We start from the raw sequence: 14,552 nt of genomic DNA on the forward strand, positions 1-14,552 counted from the left end.
TCAAACAAGCACCTCAAGATAGAAGGCTTCGGTTCGTGTGATCATGCTGTCCAGAGTGAGGTTTTGGCGCGCAAACGCCATGGCCGCTGCTTCGTGCGTCCTGAGCGCCTTCAGATTGCCCAGTGATCGGGTCAGCAATTCCGCAAGGCTCTCCGCTGACTGGTCGGTGCTCAAAGCCTGTTCCGGAAGCAGGGCCTGAATGCCGGGAATCGGCGTTGACACGACGGGGCAATTGGCCAGCAGGCTCTCGATCAGGACGTACGGCAATCCCTCGCGCTCGGAACTGATCACCGTCAGGTCTGCCTGCTCATACAGCGTGCTGATGTTCGAGTGAAAGCCCGCGATGGTTACCGTCTCACGCAGGTCATGTTGTCGAATCAGTTGCTCCAGTCGGGGGCGTTCGGAACCGTCGCCAATCACCGTAAGGTGACGGTCGGTGTTGGCAGGGGATATCCGGGCCCAGGCTTCAATAAGCCGTGCAAAACCTTTGACCGGCTCCAGCCGACCAACGGCAATCACATTGGTGCAGCCATCCGGGAGCGCGAGCGTCGGTGCGTCGGTGTCTGCGTCGGGGGGCGGTGCAGAGGCACCGTTCAGAATCAGCCGTTTTTGTCGATGATCCAGCGTGTCGAAAATGGGCTGACTGACCGCGATAACGGCGTCCATGCGCTGGAAAACGGCGTGGCTGGATTTCATGCCATGAACGGTGGCGAACAGCGGCGTTCCGCCGACGCACCGGGCCCGACCTGCAAGGTGCGCGGCCTTGTTGCCCTGAGCGTGGATGATGTCTGGGGCAATGCGTTTAAGGCAACAGCTGATCGACCATTGCAGCCAGGGATTCTTGCGCCCGAGATGCACGGGCTGGCGGTGAAAACGCACCGGCGCTGTGAAATGCGACTGGTAATCCTTGTGCCCGAGCACATGCACCTGATGCCCGCGCCTGGCCAGTCCGAGAGCGAGGTCTGCGGTGTGCCGCTCCATGCCGCCCCAGCTTGTGCCTGGGGTGGCGAGAATGAACGCCAGGGTCAGGCGGCGCCCTGTCATGAGTGCGCCAAGCCCTGATTCGTCAGTCGCTGATAGATACGAAGCGTTGCTTCGGTCTGTGCCTCAAGCCGGAACCGCGAGGGTATGTGAATGTCCCGTCCGGGTGCGTCCAGCAGCTGCAACACCGTTCGGGTGAAGGCGCCGGTGTCGTCGGGCGGTACCAGCCCCTCCCGGAAGCAGGCTTGCAGGGTTTCCGCTGCACCCCCTCGATTGAAGGCGACCACGGGGGTTCCCGAGGCCAGGGCTTCCGTAACAGTGCGCCCGAAAGGCTCCGGTTTGGTGGATAGGTGGCACACCAGGTCAGACAGCAGATAGAGCTCCGCCATGTCATTTCTCTGGCCCAGAAAGGTGACGTGATTGTTCAGCTTCAGAGCTTCCCGGCGTTGCTCCAGTTCGCGTAAAAAGTGCTCTTTGCCCGGCTCTGCGCCACCGACGATGATGCCGTGACAATCATCCCGCTGGCGAATCAGGCCGGCCATTACCTCGAGAAAAGACAGCTGCCCTTTCCAGCGCGAGATGCGCCCCGGCATCATCAATAGCCTGCGGTGTTTCAGCTGCGGGTAGTCACGATACAGTTCATCAATCCAGGTTTTGCTGAGTTGCTGGGCCTGGAACTGTGCCACATCGACGCCTCGCTGGATGACGGTGAGGTTCTCGGCGGGAACCGAAAAGTTTGTACGCACATAGTCCCGAACGCAGTCGGAAACCGCGATGATGTGATCGGCTTTGGTCATGATCGCGCTGTAGGGGTTCACGGAATACATGCCGTGAAAGGTGGACACCACCCGTGGCCGTTCGCTGGCGGGTAAACTCAGCCACGCCAGGTGCACGATCCAGGCCGGCATTCTCGAGCGAACGTGAATGATGTCCGGCCGAACGCTGCGAATCAGTTCGCGCATCGGCAAGATCTGACCGAAGGAAGCCGGTGACTTGCGGTGAATGGGCATCTGAATATGTGTGCTTCCGGCCCGGCGTAGGTGTTCTGCCATTGGCCCCCCGCTGGATACCACGAACGATTCGATGCCTCGCTTCACAAGTTCGGCCGCGAATTCAACGGTGCCACGCTCCACGCCCCCGCTGTGAAGCGCCGGCAGGGCCTGAAGGATTCTCAATCTTCACCTCGCTTGCGGTCCTGGCGGGGCTCCGTGGGCAGTGGCAAAAGGCCTCTGGTTACTACCCAGCGCGCTGCACGGTCGGCTTCCCACAGCACCTGGCCCCGAAGGGGTTTCTCGGTCATCACCGATGCGTGGTCACTCCAGCGCGCGACGCGGCCGTTCTGAACCAGTTGGTCGATACCCGCCGCAACCCGGCTGCCAGGAACGGGGGTGAGCTGGAAAATGCCTGTGGGCACGCCCGAGGTGGCCGCCTCGCACACCATGGACATGCTGTCGGGAGATACCCAGATCGCTCTCGATGCCGACACCTGGTGATTCAGCCAGTCCTGGTGAGTTCGGTCTGGGCCGACCACGGTGATCTTCAGTCCGGCCAGCTCTTGCAGTTTGTGCAGCAGGGGCTCGGGGGTGCGTCTTGAACCGCTGATGGTCCAGCGCCAGCCCGGGTAATGGTTGATCAGGTGGTGAATCTGTCCGAGCAGAACGTCGTCGTCCCAGTCGAAATGGGGGCATGGCCCGCCGACCAGAATGAGGGCTTCCGGCTTGTCGGTGATGCGTGCCATTGGGGTAATGGTATTGATGACACCTTCGGTCAGCAGGACATTTGGGCCGTCTGCCACTTGATCGTGATCGGGTGTGATGACGGCGCTGACCCAACTGAATGGGAAGCCGGGTTTCATCAGTACCAGGGTGGACGCTTTTTTCTTGCGCCTGAGCGCCAGTAACAGGCGGTGTGTGCCAGAACCGGCGGCGACGATCAGATCCGGTTCGGCAGCTGGGAAATCCGCGCTCGGGGGGATAGCCAGCAGAGCCCGCCAGAGAGGAACATTGACCGACCGCGTATCAATCCAGTGCAGGCTGGCCCCAGCCAGAACCCGGAGTCGATTGCCAAGGCCCTTGAGCTGGTTGCGGTGGCCGGGTTTGTTGTCGGTCAAGAGCCAGACCACCGGGGCTTCACTGAATTCCGTGTCGAGATTCGCCATGCATGCAGGCACCTGGTGCCAGCCTCCCGTTGGTTCGGTTTATTTGCGCCGGTAAAAACCCTGATCGTCCGGATCCGGGCGGGTTTTGAATCGGCGATGCATCCAGAGATACTGGTCGGGCGCCCGCCGGATTTCCTGTTCGATGGTGCTGTTGATCAGGGTTGCGTCCTGCAGGTCGTCGCCACTGGGGAAGTTTTCCAGGGCAGGCTGGAAGTAAATATCGTAGCCGGGTTGGTCATCGCGCCGGGTGTGACTGAAAGGCACGACTGCACAGCCACTGCGTTCCGCGATGCGAGAGGTGGCGGTAATGGTGCCGGCCGGGATGCCAAAGAACGGCGCGAAGACGATCTCCTTGCGGCCGTAATCCTGGTCGGTGGCATACCACACGGCGTGGTTCTGCTTCAGGCTTCTGAACAGGCCCCGTAAATCCTTGGCGCCGAGAACTTTGCCGTAGCGTCGCTCCCGCGCGCGCGTCATCACCGCGTTCATCAGGGGGTTATTGTGGTCCCGCTGCATCACATCGGCATCAATGAATTCGGTCACCAGGGCTCCGCCCAAGTCCAGAGTGCTGTAATGCCCGCCAAGCAGCAGTACGCCCTTGCCGTTACTGCTGGCTTGTTCAAAGTGCTTCAGTCCATGTACCCGGGTGATCTTGAGAAAATGCTTGGGATCGCGGAACCAGGCCAGTCCGAGTTCCATCAGGCCAATACCGTTGGCCACGAAGGATTGTCGAACCAGGGCTGAGCGTTGTTCTGCCGTCAGTTCCGGAAAGCAAAGCCGAATGTTGGTTTCGGTGATGTGACGCCGACCACCTGCCAGGTGAAAAACCAGCAGGCCAGCTACCTTGCCAAGCCACCACTGCAAACGAAGGGGCAGGTGAGCCACCAGCCACATCAGGCCGATCAGGCACCAGGTCGGCCACCAGCGAGGATGGCGGTAGGCTGAGAAATCGGTATTTCTCGGAAGCTTGCGATATCGCTTTTTCACCTGATAACGGGTCCTTTAAAGCTTCTGACTTCATCTCCTCAAGGCCGCCAGCTCCGCTGTGGCGGCAGGAAAATCCATAGGATTTCCGCTATGATAGCCTACTGTTTTGTCGGGAGTCCCGTGTGCTTCAATTTATCTATTCCCTGTTGATTCGGCTACTGTTGCCTTTCATCCTCCTGCGTCTTTGGTGGAATGGTCGCAGGGCGCCAGAATTACGAAAAAACTGGCGTCAGAGGCTGGGTTGTGTGGCGCCGGTGAATGGCTCGGTGGTGTGGGTTCATGCCGTGTCGGTGGGGGAAACCATTGCCGCAGGGCCGATGGTCCGGCGGCTACTGGCCCAGGAGCCGGGCATCACTATCCTGATGACCGCGATGACCGACACTGGCCTGGCACAGGCTCGGAAAATGTTCGGAGACCAGGTCAGGTACGCCTACGCACCCTACGATACGCCAGGCTCGATCCGGCGCTTCCTGAGACGTGTGGAGCCTCGCATTCTGGTCATCATGGAAACCGAGCTCTGGCCGAACATGATTCACCAGAGTCACGCTCTGGGCGTGCCCATTTTCCTGATCAATGCGCGTATGTCGGAGCGTTCGGCGCAAGGCTATGAGCGTGTCAAAGGGCTGTCCGGACCGATCATGCGCAGCCTGAGCTGGGTGGCCGCTCAAGCTGACAAGGACGCTGAGCGGTTTCGTCGCCTGGGCGTTGCCCCGGAGCGAGTGTCGGTCACCGGCAGTGTCAAATTTGATGTCGATATTCCGGCGGATGTGCAGGCTTCTGCTGAGCAGCTCAAGGCCGCGTTCGGTGGTCGCGTGGTGTGGGTTGCCGGGAGCACCCATGAAGGTGAGGATGAAATGCTGCTGGACGCGCACCGGCGCGTACTGGCGGAACATCCTTCGACCTTGCTGATTGTCGTACCCCGACATCCGGACCGCTTTGACTCGGTGGCGGACAAGATTCAGCGTGCGGGGCTCTCTCTGGCGCGGCGCGCCAATGGCGATGACCCTGCCCGGGCTCAGGTCTATCTGGGCGATACCATGGGCGAATTGATGATGCTCTATGGCGCCAGCGACATCGCCTTCGTGGGGGGCTCGCTCATTACCCGGGGTGGTCACAATCCGCTCGAGCCTGCCGTGTGGGGAATTCCGGTGTTCTCCGGTCCTCACGTGTTCAATTTCGAGACCATCTACCAGCGTTTGGTGGCAGACCACGGGGTCACCATGGTGTCCGATGCTAATGAGTTGGCTCAGAGCCTGATTGCTCTGGTGGGGCATCCGGAGGCCCGGCGGGCGTCGGGAGAGCGGGCCTTGGCCGTGGTGCAGAAAAACCGGGGTGCGCTGGACAAGGTGGTAAGCGGAATTATCGAGCGCCTGTGAGGGCGGGCGCCTGAGCGGCCCGCCCTGAAGGATCACTGGCTGGGGTCGTCCAGCACTTCAGCGTCATTTGCCAGGGCTTCGATGCCCGGCGCTGTCTCGCTCAGCCAGTTGTTAAGCACGATCAGATCCTGTGGGCTCAATGTGCCAGCGGCCTGTTGCAGGCGCAGGGTATTGACCACGTAATCGTAGCGCGCATTGGCGTAATCCCTGAGTGCCACATAGTAGGCCCGCTCTGCATCCAGTACTTCGACAATATTTCGTGTGCCCACCTCATAGCCGGCGCGTGTCGCATCCAGTGCGCTGCGCCGGGACACGATCGTTTGCTCGAGGGCAGATGCGGTCTCAATGTTGTTGTTGACCGTCAGGAACAGGCTGCGAGTGGTCACGCGAACGTCACGGCGCACCGTGTTCAGGTCCTCTTCTGCCACGGTCAGCAAGGAGCGCTGTTGCCGAACGCCAGCCTGGGTGCCACCGCCGGTGTAGAGGGGCACGTTCAGCGTCAGGCCGATCACGCCCTGCGTTGTGGTGCCATCCCTCTGGGTAAATACGGCGCCGGGATCCTCCAGGCCATCGATGTCGGACTTGCCATAGGAGGCATTCAGGTCAAGGGTGGGATAGTGGCCAGCTTTGGCCGCCTTCAGGTTGGCCTCGCTGGTGTCGAGATCGTAGAGTGCGGACTGAATAGACCAGTTCTGCTCCAGCGCGGTTTTTTCCCAAGCCTTTGGATCCATCGGCTCCGGGCGGGCCAAGGGGAAGTTCTCGCGCAGATTTTCCAGGTCTTCGGCAAATTCACCGGTCAGGCGAGCCAGCTGCTCACGGGCAACGTTCAGCCGGTTTTCCGCGACAATACGGAGGCTGCGGGTGTCATCGAACGTGGCGCGGGCCTCATACACTTCGGTAATCGCGATCAGGCCGACGTCGAAACGCTCCTGTGCCTGCTCATACTGGCGTTGAATCGCCGCTTCGGCGGCCAGGGCTGTGGTTACCGTGTCCTGCGCCAGAAGCACATTAAAATAAGCCGTGGCGACATCCAGGATGAGCTGCTGCTGGGCCAGATTGAACTGGGCCCGCGCCGATTCGGACTGAAACTGGCTGGCATCGTATCGATACCAGGCGTCGGCCCGGAATACGGGTTGGGTCAGGCGGGCACCGTAGCTCAGTTCCTGGTAGCCGGTATCCTGATTCGGGCCATCGACGTCAATGTGGTTGGCTTCGCCAAAGGCGCCGATTTGCGGAAGCAGTGCGCTGCGGGTCACATCGCTGGCGGCTTGCTGTGCTTCGTAGCGGGCCTGTGCGGCGGCTATGCCGGAGTCGTAAGACAGTGCTTTCTCGTAGGTCTCTACCAGATCCATGGAAAAAACGGACTGAGTCGCCATCAGGCCTACCAGTCCGGAAAGCAGTCGTTTCTTCATAGTGTCTCCTGAATACCTGTGCACCAAGGTGTCCCGCGTAAATGCTGTAACTGCCGACAAAAATGGACAAAAAACCAGGGGCAGTCGCCGTGTAGGCATGGGTCGGCCATTATGGACAATAAATGGGCGTAGCTCTACACTTGCAAACGGCACTCATTTTGGGTGTCACACAACCAAGTTTCGCGTCTTGACGGGGTGCTGACCGGATTGCTCTTGATGAAGAGCGGCCTGAAAGTCGGCTGAGATTGCACTGCAGAACCCGCAACCTGATCCGGATAATACCGGCGTAGGAATCAACGACCAGAACGATCATTGGCCGTCGCACTCTCGTGCGCCTGTTCGCTAAACAGGTATCAGTAAGGCCAGGCTCCGTCATACGCGACCAGATGTTCATCTGCCAATGCCGGAGCCACTGATGACAGAACAACCCTCCTTTCTGAAAGATTCTGCCCGTGTCGATTCTGCCGCCGCCGAGCCGCTGCCCAGTTCCCGAAAAGTCTACGTTCAGGGGTCGCGCGCCGATCTCCGGGTGCCGATGCGCGCCATTTGCCAAAGTGTGACGCCCACTGACATGGGGGGCGAGCCGAATCCCGACGTCATGGTCTACGACACCTCTGGCCCCTACACGGATCCCAAGGCCCGGATCGATATCAGGCGAGGGCTTGCGCCGGTCAGGGCGGCCTGGCTCAAAGAGCGTGATGACGTGGAGGAATTGGGCGAGTACACCTCGGAATATACCCGCCGCCGGAATGTCGACCCCCGGCTCGATCCACTGCGTTTTTTTGATGCCCGGAAACCGCTGCGGGCAAAGTCGGGCCGGAACGTCACCCAGATGCACTATGCCCGTCAGGGGGTGATTACGCCTGAGATGGAGTTCGTCGCCATTCGGGAAAATATGAAGCTTCAGGAGGCAAGGGAGCAGGGGCTTCTGACGTCACAGCATCAAGGCCAGTCCTTCGGCGCCTCGCTGCCGGATGAGATTACACCGGCGTTTGTGCGGGACGAGGTTGCGCGCGGGCGCGCCATTATCACCGCCAATATTAATCACCCGGAGGTCGAGCCGATGATCATCGGCCGCAACTTCCTGGTAAAGATCAATGGCAATATCGGCAACTCGGCAGTCAGTTCGTCCATCGAGGAGGAGATCGACAAGCTGACCTGGGGCATCCGTTGGGGCGCCGATACCATCATGGATCTGTCGACCGGCAAGAACATCCATGAGACGCGGGAGTGGATCATCCGCAACTCACCGGTTCCCGTTGGCACGGTGCCAATCTATCAGGCACTGGAGAAAGTGGGCGGTGTGGCAGAGGACCTTACCTGGGAAATCTTTCGCGATACCCTGATCGAACAGGCCGAGCAGGGCGTGGATTATTTCACCATTCATGCTGGGGTGCGGCTTCATCACGTGCCGCTGACCGCCAAGCGGGTCACCGGTATTGTGTCCCGGGGAGGGTCCATCATGGCCAAGTGGTGCCTGGCGCATCATCGGGAAAGCTTCCTTTACGAACACTTCGAAGACATCTGCGAGATCATGAAGGCTTATGACGTGTCCTTCAGTCTCGGCGATGGTCTGCGGCCCGGTTCCGTGGCCGACGCCAATGATGCTGCGCAATTCGGCGAGCTGGAAACCCTCGGGGAGCTGACCAGGATTGCCTGGAAGCACGATGTGCAGGTGATGATAGAGGGGCCGGGGCACGTACCCATGCACCTGATCAAGGCGAACATGGATAAACAGCTGGAATGCTGCGACGAGGCGCCTTTTTACACCCTGGGGCCGCTGGTAACGGACATAGCTCCGGGGTATGACCACATCACCTCCGGTATCGGCGCCGCCATGATTGGCTGGTATGGGTGCGCCATGCTTTGTTACGTCACGCCGAAGGAGCATCTGGGGCTGCCCAACAAGGAAGATGTCAAAACCGGCATCATCACCTACAAGATCGCTGCTCATGCGGCGGATCTGGCCAAAGGGCACCCGGGAGCTCAATTGCGGGACGATGCCCTTTCCAAGGCCCGGTTCGAGTTCCGCTGGGAGGACCAGTTCAATCTGGGGCTGGATCCGGACACGGCCCGCGCGTATCACGATGAAACCATGCCCAAGGAGTCTGCCAAGGTGGCGCATTTCTGCTCCATGTGTGGCCCGAAATTCTGTTCGATGCAGATTTCCCAGGAGGTAAGGGATTATGCCAAGGCCAATGCTCTGGATGAGCGCACGGCCCTGGCAGCCGGAATGCAGGAAAAATCCCGGCAATTCAGAAAGTCCGGAGGCAAGCTGTACGACAAGATCTGAGTGGCCCGTTTTTTTTGGCGCTGGCGGGTGGTTCGGGCTGGCTTGCAATGAGTCAGAATCACCGGCTATTGTTCAAGGTTGGGTTCAGTTGGAGAAAAAATGACCAGTCCGTTTCAGTTCAATGCCAGTGATGTTCATGTTGAAAGGCGGGAGACCGTCTTCCAGGGGTTTTTTCGCCTCGACAAACTCTGGCTTACCCATGCCCGTTTCGATGGGCGCGAAATGCCGGTGTTCACTCGTGAGCTGTTCATCCGCGGGGATGCGACCTGCGTACTGCCTTACGATCCCGTCCGCGATGAGGTGGTGCTGCTGGAGCAGTTTCGTCTGGGGGCCCTGGGGCGGGAGCAGTCACCCTGGCTGCTGGAACTGGTTGCGGGTATGAACGAAGCGGGCGAGCCCCCGGAAGACGTGGCGCAACGGGAAGGCCAGGAAGAAGCCGGCCTGAGTTTTCATAAGCTGGATCGTATCTGTGATTATCTGGTGTCCCCCGGCGGCACGACCGAGATGGTGCATCTTTACTGTGGGCTGGTCAGTACTGAGTCGGCCGGAGGGTTGTTTGGTGTTGAGCATGAACATGAGGACATCCGTGCACACGTGTTTTCCGCCGACGAGGCGATCGGCATGATTCGCGATGGGCGTATCAACAATGCCGCAGCCATCATTGCGCTGCAGTGGCTCGAGTTGAATCGTCCAAAGCTGCGGCACGAGGCCGGGCAATGAGTGAGTGGACCATCCGGCCAAAGCCCTACGTGCCTGACCTGCGAAGGCTGGGGGCCCTGTGCGATGGTAACTACCAGCGTTTGCGCCGGTTGCGCCAGCTTGAGTTAAACGGTCAATCCATCAGTGCGTTCGAGTTGCGGCGTGAGAACCTCTATCTCGGGCGCGTTCAGATCAAGGTGTTGCAAACCGCCAAATACACCGAAACCCTCTTGCTGGAGCAGATCCACAATGCCGGCCGCTGGTTGAACAACCCGGAAATGACGGTACGGGTGTATCACGATGCTTCCCAGGCGGAAGTGATCAGCTGCTATCGAGATCGCCAGATTGCGCCGGTCAACGACTACCCAAACCGTTTTATGCATCACCCGGATGAGAAGGTTCAGGTCAACGGGTTTCTGGCGGACTGGCTGGATTTCTGCCTGCGTTTTGGCCATTTGCCGATGGACCAGGCCGCCTGGCCGGCGGGGGAAGGCGTCGATTGAGCCAGTGGAGGTCTTCGTTGATCAGGCTCTTCAGGCAGAGGTAGCGTTCGTGTGTCATAGTTGTCAAAAATCGCAATATGTCGTCAGACGCTAGTGATTATGTGATGCCCGTGGCATTCAAGGGCAATAAACTATCGCCTCGACCACGTACACTTTAATCTCTACCAAGTGACGCGCAGTAAGACGAAACGTATCGACATGACCATGCCAAAAGAGGCCCGGCCGCTTCGGGTTCTGCATCTTACCGATCCCCACCTGATGGCGAATGCCAGTGGGCAGTTGTTGGGGGTAAACACGCGAGACAGCCTTGCCGCCGTTATCGACGAAGTACTCGCGTCTCATGGTCAGCCAGACCTGATCCTTGCTACGGGGGACCTGGCGCAAGACAGTTCCGAGCAGGCGTACCGGGTATTTGGCGAGCGACTCAGTGTGTTCCAATGCGGCTCTGCCTGGTCGCCGGGTAATCACGACGATGCGGTGATCCTGAATCGTGTGGCGAGCGAGTTCGATGCCATGCATCGCCGGATTGTCCGGGGTGGCTGGCAGTTCATCCTTCTGGACTCTTCGGTTCCCGGCAGGGTTTATGGTGAACTGGCGGCGTCTGAACTTGAGTTCCTGGAGCAGGTGTTGTCTGAATATCCCGACATGCCTGCACTGGTGTCTCTGCATCATCACCCGGTGGACATCGGATGCGATTGGCTTGAAAACATTGGCCTGAAGAATCGCGAGTCCTTCTGGCAGGTTATTGAGCGCTTCCCCCAGGTTAAGGTGGTGCTGTGGGGGCATATCCATCAGGAGCAGAACCTGGTTCGCAAGGGTGTCCGCCTGCTATCAACGCCATCGACCTGCATTCAGTTCACCACCGGGTCTGCAAAATTCTCCGTTGAACCACTGGCACCGGGTTACCGTTGGTTTGAGTTTGACGCGGACGGCAGCTTTACCACCAGGGTCCGTCGTGCGGTCAATTTCAGCTTTGAATTGGACCAGTCCAGCACCGGCTACTAACGTTCATACGCTGTGCCAGGCCGTTTCCGGCCACTCCTCCCGGCTCATCGCTCACGCTTCGCCAGCGTCTTGGGTTAAACTGCGCAAAATTTTCATCGGGGAATCTCACCATGAGCGACATACCTGCAGATCTGAAATACATTGACACTCACCAATGGGTCCGCGTGGCTGAAGACGGAACCGCGACCGTGGGAATCACTGACTACGCCCAGGAGCAGCTTGGGGACGTGGTGTATGTTGGCGTGCCTGATCTCGGAGTCACCGTGAACGGTGGGGAAGAGGCAGGTGTTGCCGAATCGGTCAAGTCCGCTTCGGATGTGTTCAGCCCGGTCACCGGGGAAGTGATTGCAGTGAATGAAGCGCTGGAAGACGAGCCGGAGAAAGTGAATGAGGATCCCTACAACGCGGGATGGATGTTCCGGGTGAAGCTGGCGGATGCGGGCGAGCTCGACGGCTTGATGGATGCCGACGCCTATGCCGAACACATTGCCGCAGAGCTGTAATCGCTTTCCCACTTGGTTGCCACAATGAACTTACCTGTCTTGTATCTTCGAAAAGGTGCGGAGCGACGGCTCCGTGCCGGCCATCTCTGGGTTTACAGCAACGAGGTGGATACCCGCCGTTCCCCGCTCAATGAGTTTGAACCCGGTGCCCAGGCGGAATTGCGGGCTGCCAACGACAAGCCTTTGGGCTCCATTTTCGTCAACCCCCACGCGTTGATTTGTGGTCGGCTGATCAGTCGGGACGCCTCTCATGGCATGACGCCACAGCGTCTGACGCATCGCCTGGAAATCGCACTCTCACTGCGGGAGTCGCTGTTTGAACGGCCGTTCTATCGATGGGTGTTCGGAGACAGTGATGGTCTCTCCGGGTTGGTGGTTGACCGGTTTGATGACATCGTCGTGATTCAGATTTCCACGGCGGGTATGGAGCTGATGAAAAGCTCCATTGTCCGGGCCGTTCAGCGTCTGGTGCACCCCAAGGCCATCGTGCTCAAGAACGATGGCAAGATGCGCAAGGTGGAAGGCTTGGAAACCTATGTTGAGCAGGTTCACGGGCCTGAGGTGTCTGTGCTTCCGGTGGAAGAAAACGGGGTTCGGTTTGAGGTATCTCTGGCCGAAGGCCAGAAAACCGGCTGGTTCTACGATCACCGAATGAACCGACAGCGCTTGCAGGCGTACGCGCCCGGCAAGCGGGTCCTCGACGTGTTCAGTTATGTCGGCGGATGGGGGGTTCAGGCCGCGTGGGCCGGTGCCAGCCAGGTGACCTGTGTCGACAGCTCCGTATCCGCCATGGACATGGTGCATCACAACGCTGCGCTCAATGGGCTGACTAACGTGGATACGCTTCAGGGCGACGCCTTCGATGCGCTCAAGGCGTTGTGTGATGAGAAGGAAAAGTTCGACATCGTGGTGCTGGATCCGCCGGCATTGATTCCCCGTCGTCGAGACCAGAAAGCCGGTGAGCAGGCCTATGCCCGGCTGAACCAGCTTGGGCTGAGGTTGCTGGAACGCGAGGGCATACTGGTGTCGGCGTCCTGCTCCATGCATCTGTCCCAGAGCCAGCTTGTCGATATCATTCGCGGCAGCGGGCGCAAGATTGACCGGTTCGTGCAGTTGCTGGAGCAGGGGCACCAGGCCCCGGATCATCCCGTGATTCCGGGCATTCCGGAAACCGACTACATCAAGTCCTGTTTTGTCCGCTCATTGACCGGCTTTCTGTAAGATTGCCGGCCGGTCCTGACGAACGCCGAGAGCAGTCCTGTCAGTCTCTGAGTGACAGGACCTTCCAGTTTCTTTGCCGGGCCAGCGACTCCAGGGTGGGATCCGGATCCACCGCGACCGGGTTTGCGACGGCCTCCAGCAGAGGGACGTCGTTGTGTGAATCGCTGAAGAACCAGGCGCCGTCCAGACTGTGTCCGGTGTCTTTGAGCCAACCGTTCAGGCGGGTCACTTTACCATCCTGAAAACTCGGAACACCGGCAACCTTGCCGGTGTACTGGCCATCTTTCAGCTCGGGATCCGTGGCGATCAGGTGCTCAATGCCCAGTTCGTGGGCAATGGGTTCTGTCACGAATCGGTTGGTGGCGGTGATGATCATGAGCGTATGGCCCAGTGTTCGGTGCGTGTCGAGTAGTTCAGCGGCCTTGCGCTGCATCATCGGGCGCACTTTCTTTTCCATAAAACGCTCACGCCAGATCAACAGCTCGGACATGTCATGTTTGGCCAGAGGCTGTAGCGCAAAGCTCAGGTAACGCAGGATGTCGAGTTCGCCATTCAGGTATTCCTGATAGAACCGATCGTTGGCCTTACGGTAGTCCTCGGCGTCAACGATGCCTTCTTCCACCAAGAATTCGCCCCACGCGTGGTCACTGTCTCCGGCCAGCAGGGTATTGTCGAGATCAAAAATGGCGAGCGTCAACTGGGCACCTCCGATGCGCAAACGTCGTTTTCGAAAACGGCTAGTCTACCACGGCCTGTCGCGTACAGCTGCGTTTGCCGAAGTCATGCGTTTCTGCAAGAATGAAAACAACTTGGATAATTGTGGCCGCTCGAAACTTGAGCGGGCCGACCGACTTTTAAGAGGACTGTGCCGTGATAGATTCAGACGGTTTCAGACCCAACGTCGGAATCATTTTGGCCAACCACAGGGGTGAAGTGCTGTGGGCTAGGCGTGTCGGGCAGGATGCCTGGCAGTTTCCTCAAGGTGGTATCAAGCATGATGAGTCGCCTGAGGAGGCATTGTACCGGGAGCTCGGAGAAGAAATTGGTCTTGTGGCCAGCGATGTGGAAATCATCAGCTGCACCCGGGGCTGGCTCAGGTATCGGCTGCCGCGTCGGATGGTGCGTCATAATTCCCACCCCGTGTGTGTCGGCCAAAAACAAAAATGGTTCCTGTTGAGGATGTTGTCGCCGGATGCGCGTGTCTGCGTGGACGGCACCGATTCGCCGGAATTCGACGGCTGGCAGTGGGTTAGCTACTGGTATCCGTTAGGGCAGGTGGTCTCATTCAAGCGCGAAGTATATCGGCGGGCATTGAGAGAGCTGGCTCCGCGTCTGTTTCATGATATGGAACAATGGCACCGGCGCGAACAGAATCGGCGAGCCCGGGAACCCCAGACGGTGACGGACTAAACTC

14 protein-coding genes and 1 riboswitch are annotated in these 14,552 nt (G+C 59.1%); of the genes, 8 read left to right on the forward strand and 6 right to left on the reverse strand.

The features are described from left to right. Genes LPB19_RS06655 through lpxL form a run of 4 tightly spaced genes read right to left on the reverse strand, consistent with a single transcriptional unit; the run spans position 1 to position 4,126 of the window. Positions 1 to 1,044: a glycosyltransferase gene (locus tag LPB19_RS06655; RefSeq protein ID WP_206645289.1), complete on the reverse strand. Its 1,044-nt coding sequence runs from the start codon at positions 1,042 to 1,044 to the stop codon at positions 1 to 3. Then, positions 1,041 to 2,156 carry a glycosyltransferase family 4 protein gene (locus LPB19_RS06660; RefSeq protein ID WP_206645290.1) on the reverse strand — a complete coding sequence of 372 codons (1,116 nt, stop codon included), beginning with the start codon at positions 2,154 to 2,156 and terminating at the stop codon, positions 1,041 to 1,043. Before LPB19_RS06660 ends, LPB19_RS06655 begins: the two co-directional genes overlap by 4 nt. Continuing rightward, positions 2,153 to 3,139: a mitochondrial fission ELM1 family protein gene (locus tag LPB19_RS06665; RefSeq protein ID WP_206645291.1), complete on the reverse strand. Its 987-nt coding sequence runs from the start codon at positions 3,137 to 3,139 to the stop codon at positions 2,153 to 2,155. Before LPB19_RS06665 ends, LPB19_RS06660 begins: the two co-directional genes overlap by 4 nt. 39 nt (positions 3,140 to 3,178) lie before the next feature. After that, the gene (gene lpxL, locus LPB19_RS06670) at positions 3,179 to 4,126 is read right to left on the reverse strand and encodes an LpxL/LpxP family Kdo(2)-lipid IV(A) lauroyl/palmitoleoyl acyltransferase (RefSeq protein WP_206645292.1); all 948 of its coding nucleotides are present in this window, start codon (positions 4,124 to 4,126) and stop codon (positions 3,179 to 3,181) included. A gap of 122 nt (positions 4,127 to 4,248) precedes the next feature. Here lpxL and waaA point away from each other — a divergent pair, with 122 nt between their 5' ends. Beyond that, positions 4,249 to 5,502: a lipid IV(A) 3-deoxy-D-manno-octulosonic acid transferase gene (gene waaA, locus LPB19_RS06675; RefSeq protein WP_206645293.1), complete on the forward strand. Its 1,254-nt coding sequence runs from the start codon at positions 4,249 to 4,251 to the stop codon at positions 5,500 to 5,502. 32 nt (positions 5,503 to 5,534) lie between these two features. On the opposite strand, the gene LPB19_RS06680 is transcribed toward waaA, so the two are convergent. After that, complete coding sequence (locus LPB19_RS06680) at positions 5,535 to 6,914, reverse strand: TolC family outer membrane protein (RefSeq protein ID WP_206645294.1); 1,380 nt, start codon at positions 6,912 to 6,914, stop codon at positions 5,535 to 5,537. A gap of 181 nt (positions 6,915 to 7,095) precedes the next feature. After that, a riboswitch (TPP riboswitch) is annotated at positions 7,096 to 7,224 on the forward strand. A 105-nt stretch (positions 7,225 to 7,329) separates the two neighbouring features. Here LPB19_RS06680 and thiC point away from each other — a divergent pair. From thiC to LPB19_RS06710, 6 genes are all read left to right on the forward strand, one after another. Then, on the forward strand, positions 7,330 to 9,207 hold the full coding sequence (gene thiC / locus LPB19_RS06685) for a phosphomethylpyrimidine synthase ThiC (RefSeq protein ID WP_206645295.1): 1,878 nt from the start codon (positions 7,330 to 7,332) through the stop codon (positions 9,205 to 9,207). A 99-nt stretch (positions 9,208 to 9,306) separates the two neighbouring features. After that, positions 9,307 to 9,927: an NUDIX domain-containing protein gene (locus tag LPB19_RS06690; protein WP_206645296.1), complete on the forward strand. Its 621-nt coding sequence runs from the start codon at positions 9,307 to 9,309 to the stop codon at positions 9,925 to 9,927. After that, on the forward strand, positions 9,924 to 10,409 hold the full coding sequence (locus LPB19_RS06695) for a DUF1249 domain-containing protein (protein WP_206645297.1): 486 nt from the start codon (positions 9,924 to 9,926) through the stop codon (positions 10,407 to 10,409). The genes LPB19_RS06690 and LPB19_RS06695 overlap by 4 nt, the downstream gene beginning before the upstream one ends. Before the next feature lie 198 nt (positions 10,410 to 10,607). Next, positions 10,608 to 11,414 (forward strand): 3',5'-cyclic-AMP phosphodiesterase, encoded by an 807-nt coding sequence (gene cpdA / locus LPB19_RS06700; RefSeq protein ID WP_206645298.1) that lies wholly within the window; start codon positions 10,608 to 10,610, stop codon positions 11,412 to 11,414. Between the two features lie 110 nt (positions 11,415 to 11,524). Continuing rightward, positions 11,525 to 11,917: a glycine cleavage system protein GcvH gene (gene gcvH / locus LPB19_RS06705; protein WP_206645299.1), complete on the forward strand. Its 393-nt coding sequence runs from the start codon at positions 11,525 to 11,527 to the stop codon at positions 11,915 to 11,917. Positions 11,918 to 11,941: 24 nt separating this feature from the next. Continuing rightward, positions 11,942 to 13,138, forward strand: coding sequence for a class I SAM-dependent rRNA methyltransferase (locus LPB19_RS06710; protein ID WP_206645300.1), 1,197 nt, complete (start codon positions 11,942 to 11,944; stop codon positions 13,136 to 13,138). 40 nt (positions 13,139 to 13,178) lie between these two features. Here LPB19_RS06710 and LPB19_RS06715 read toward each other — a convergent pair whose 3' ends face one another. Then, entirely contained in the window at positions 13,179 to 13,835 is a 657-nt protein-coding gene (locus LPB19_RS06715) for a histidinol-phosphatase (protein ID WP_206645301.1), read from the reverse strand. A 173-nt stretch (positions 13,836 to 14,008) separates the two neighbouring features. Here LPB19_RS06715 and LPB19_RS06720 point away from each other — a divergent pair, with 173 nt between their 5' ends. Further along, positions 14,009 to 14,548: an RNA pyrophosphohydrolase gene (locus LPB19_RS06720; protein ID WP_206645302.1), complete on the forward strand. Its 540-nt coding sequence runs from the start codon at positions 14,009 to 14,011 to the stop codon at positions 14,546 to 14,548. Positions 14,549 to 14,552: the final 4 nt, after the last annotated feature.

The sequence above is a fragment of the Marinobacter salinisoli genome (assembly GCF_017301335.1).
Lineage (GTDB): Bacteria > Pseudomonadota > Gammaproteobacteria > Pseudomonadales > Oleiphilaceae > Marinobacter > Marinobacter salinisoli.

What these genes read in the sequence shown, in the direction of transcription:
- LPB19_RS06655 (WP_206645289.1), bottom strand. Translation starts at nt 1,044, where the DNA reads ATGACAGGGCGCCGCCTGACCCTGGCGTTCATTCTCGCCACCCCAGGC.
- LPB19_RS06665 (WP_206645291.1), bottom strand. Translation starts at nt 3,139, where the DNA reads ATGGCGAATCTCGACACGGAATTCAGTGAAGCCCCGGTGGTCTGGCTC.
- LPB19_RS06680 (WP_206645294.1), bottom strand. Translation starts at nt 6,914, where the DNA reads ATGAAGAAACGACTGCTTTCCGGACTGGTAGGCCTGATGGCGACTCAG.
- thiC (WP_206645295.1), top strand. Translation starts at nt 7,330, where the DNA reads ATGACAGAACAACCCTCCTTTCTGAAAGATTCTGCCCGTGTCGATTCT.
- LPB19_RS06690 (WP_206645296.1), top strand. Translation starts at nt 9,307, where the DNA reads ATGACCAGTCCGTTTCAGTTCAATGCCAGTGATGTTCATGTTGAAAGG.
- LPB19_RS06695 (WP_206645297.1), top strand. Translation starts at nt 9,924, where the DNA reads ATGAGTGAGTGGACCATCCGGCCAAAGCCCTACGTGCCTGACCTGCGA.
- cpdA (WP_206645298.1), top strand. Translation starts at nt 10,608, where the DNA reads ATGACCATGCCAAAAGAGGCCCGGCCGCTTCGGGTTCTGCATCTTACC.
- gcvH (WP_206645299.1), top strand. Translation starts at nt 11,525, where the DNA reads ATGAGCGACATACCTGCAGATCTGAAATACATTGACACTCACCAATGG.
- LPB19_RS06710 (WP_206645300.1), top strand. Translation starts at nt 11,942, where the DNA reads ATGAACTTACCTGTCTTGTATCTTCGAAAAGGTGCGGAGCGACGGCTC.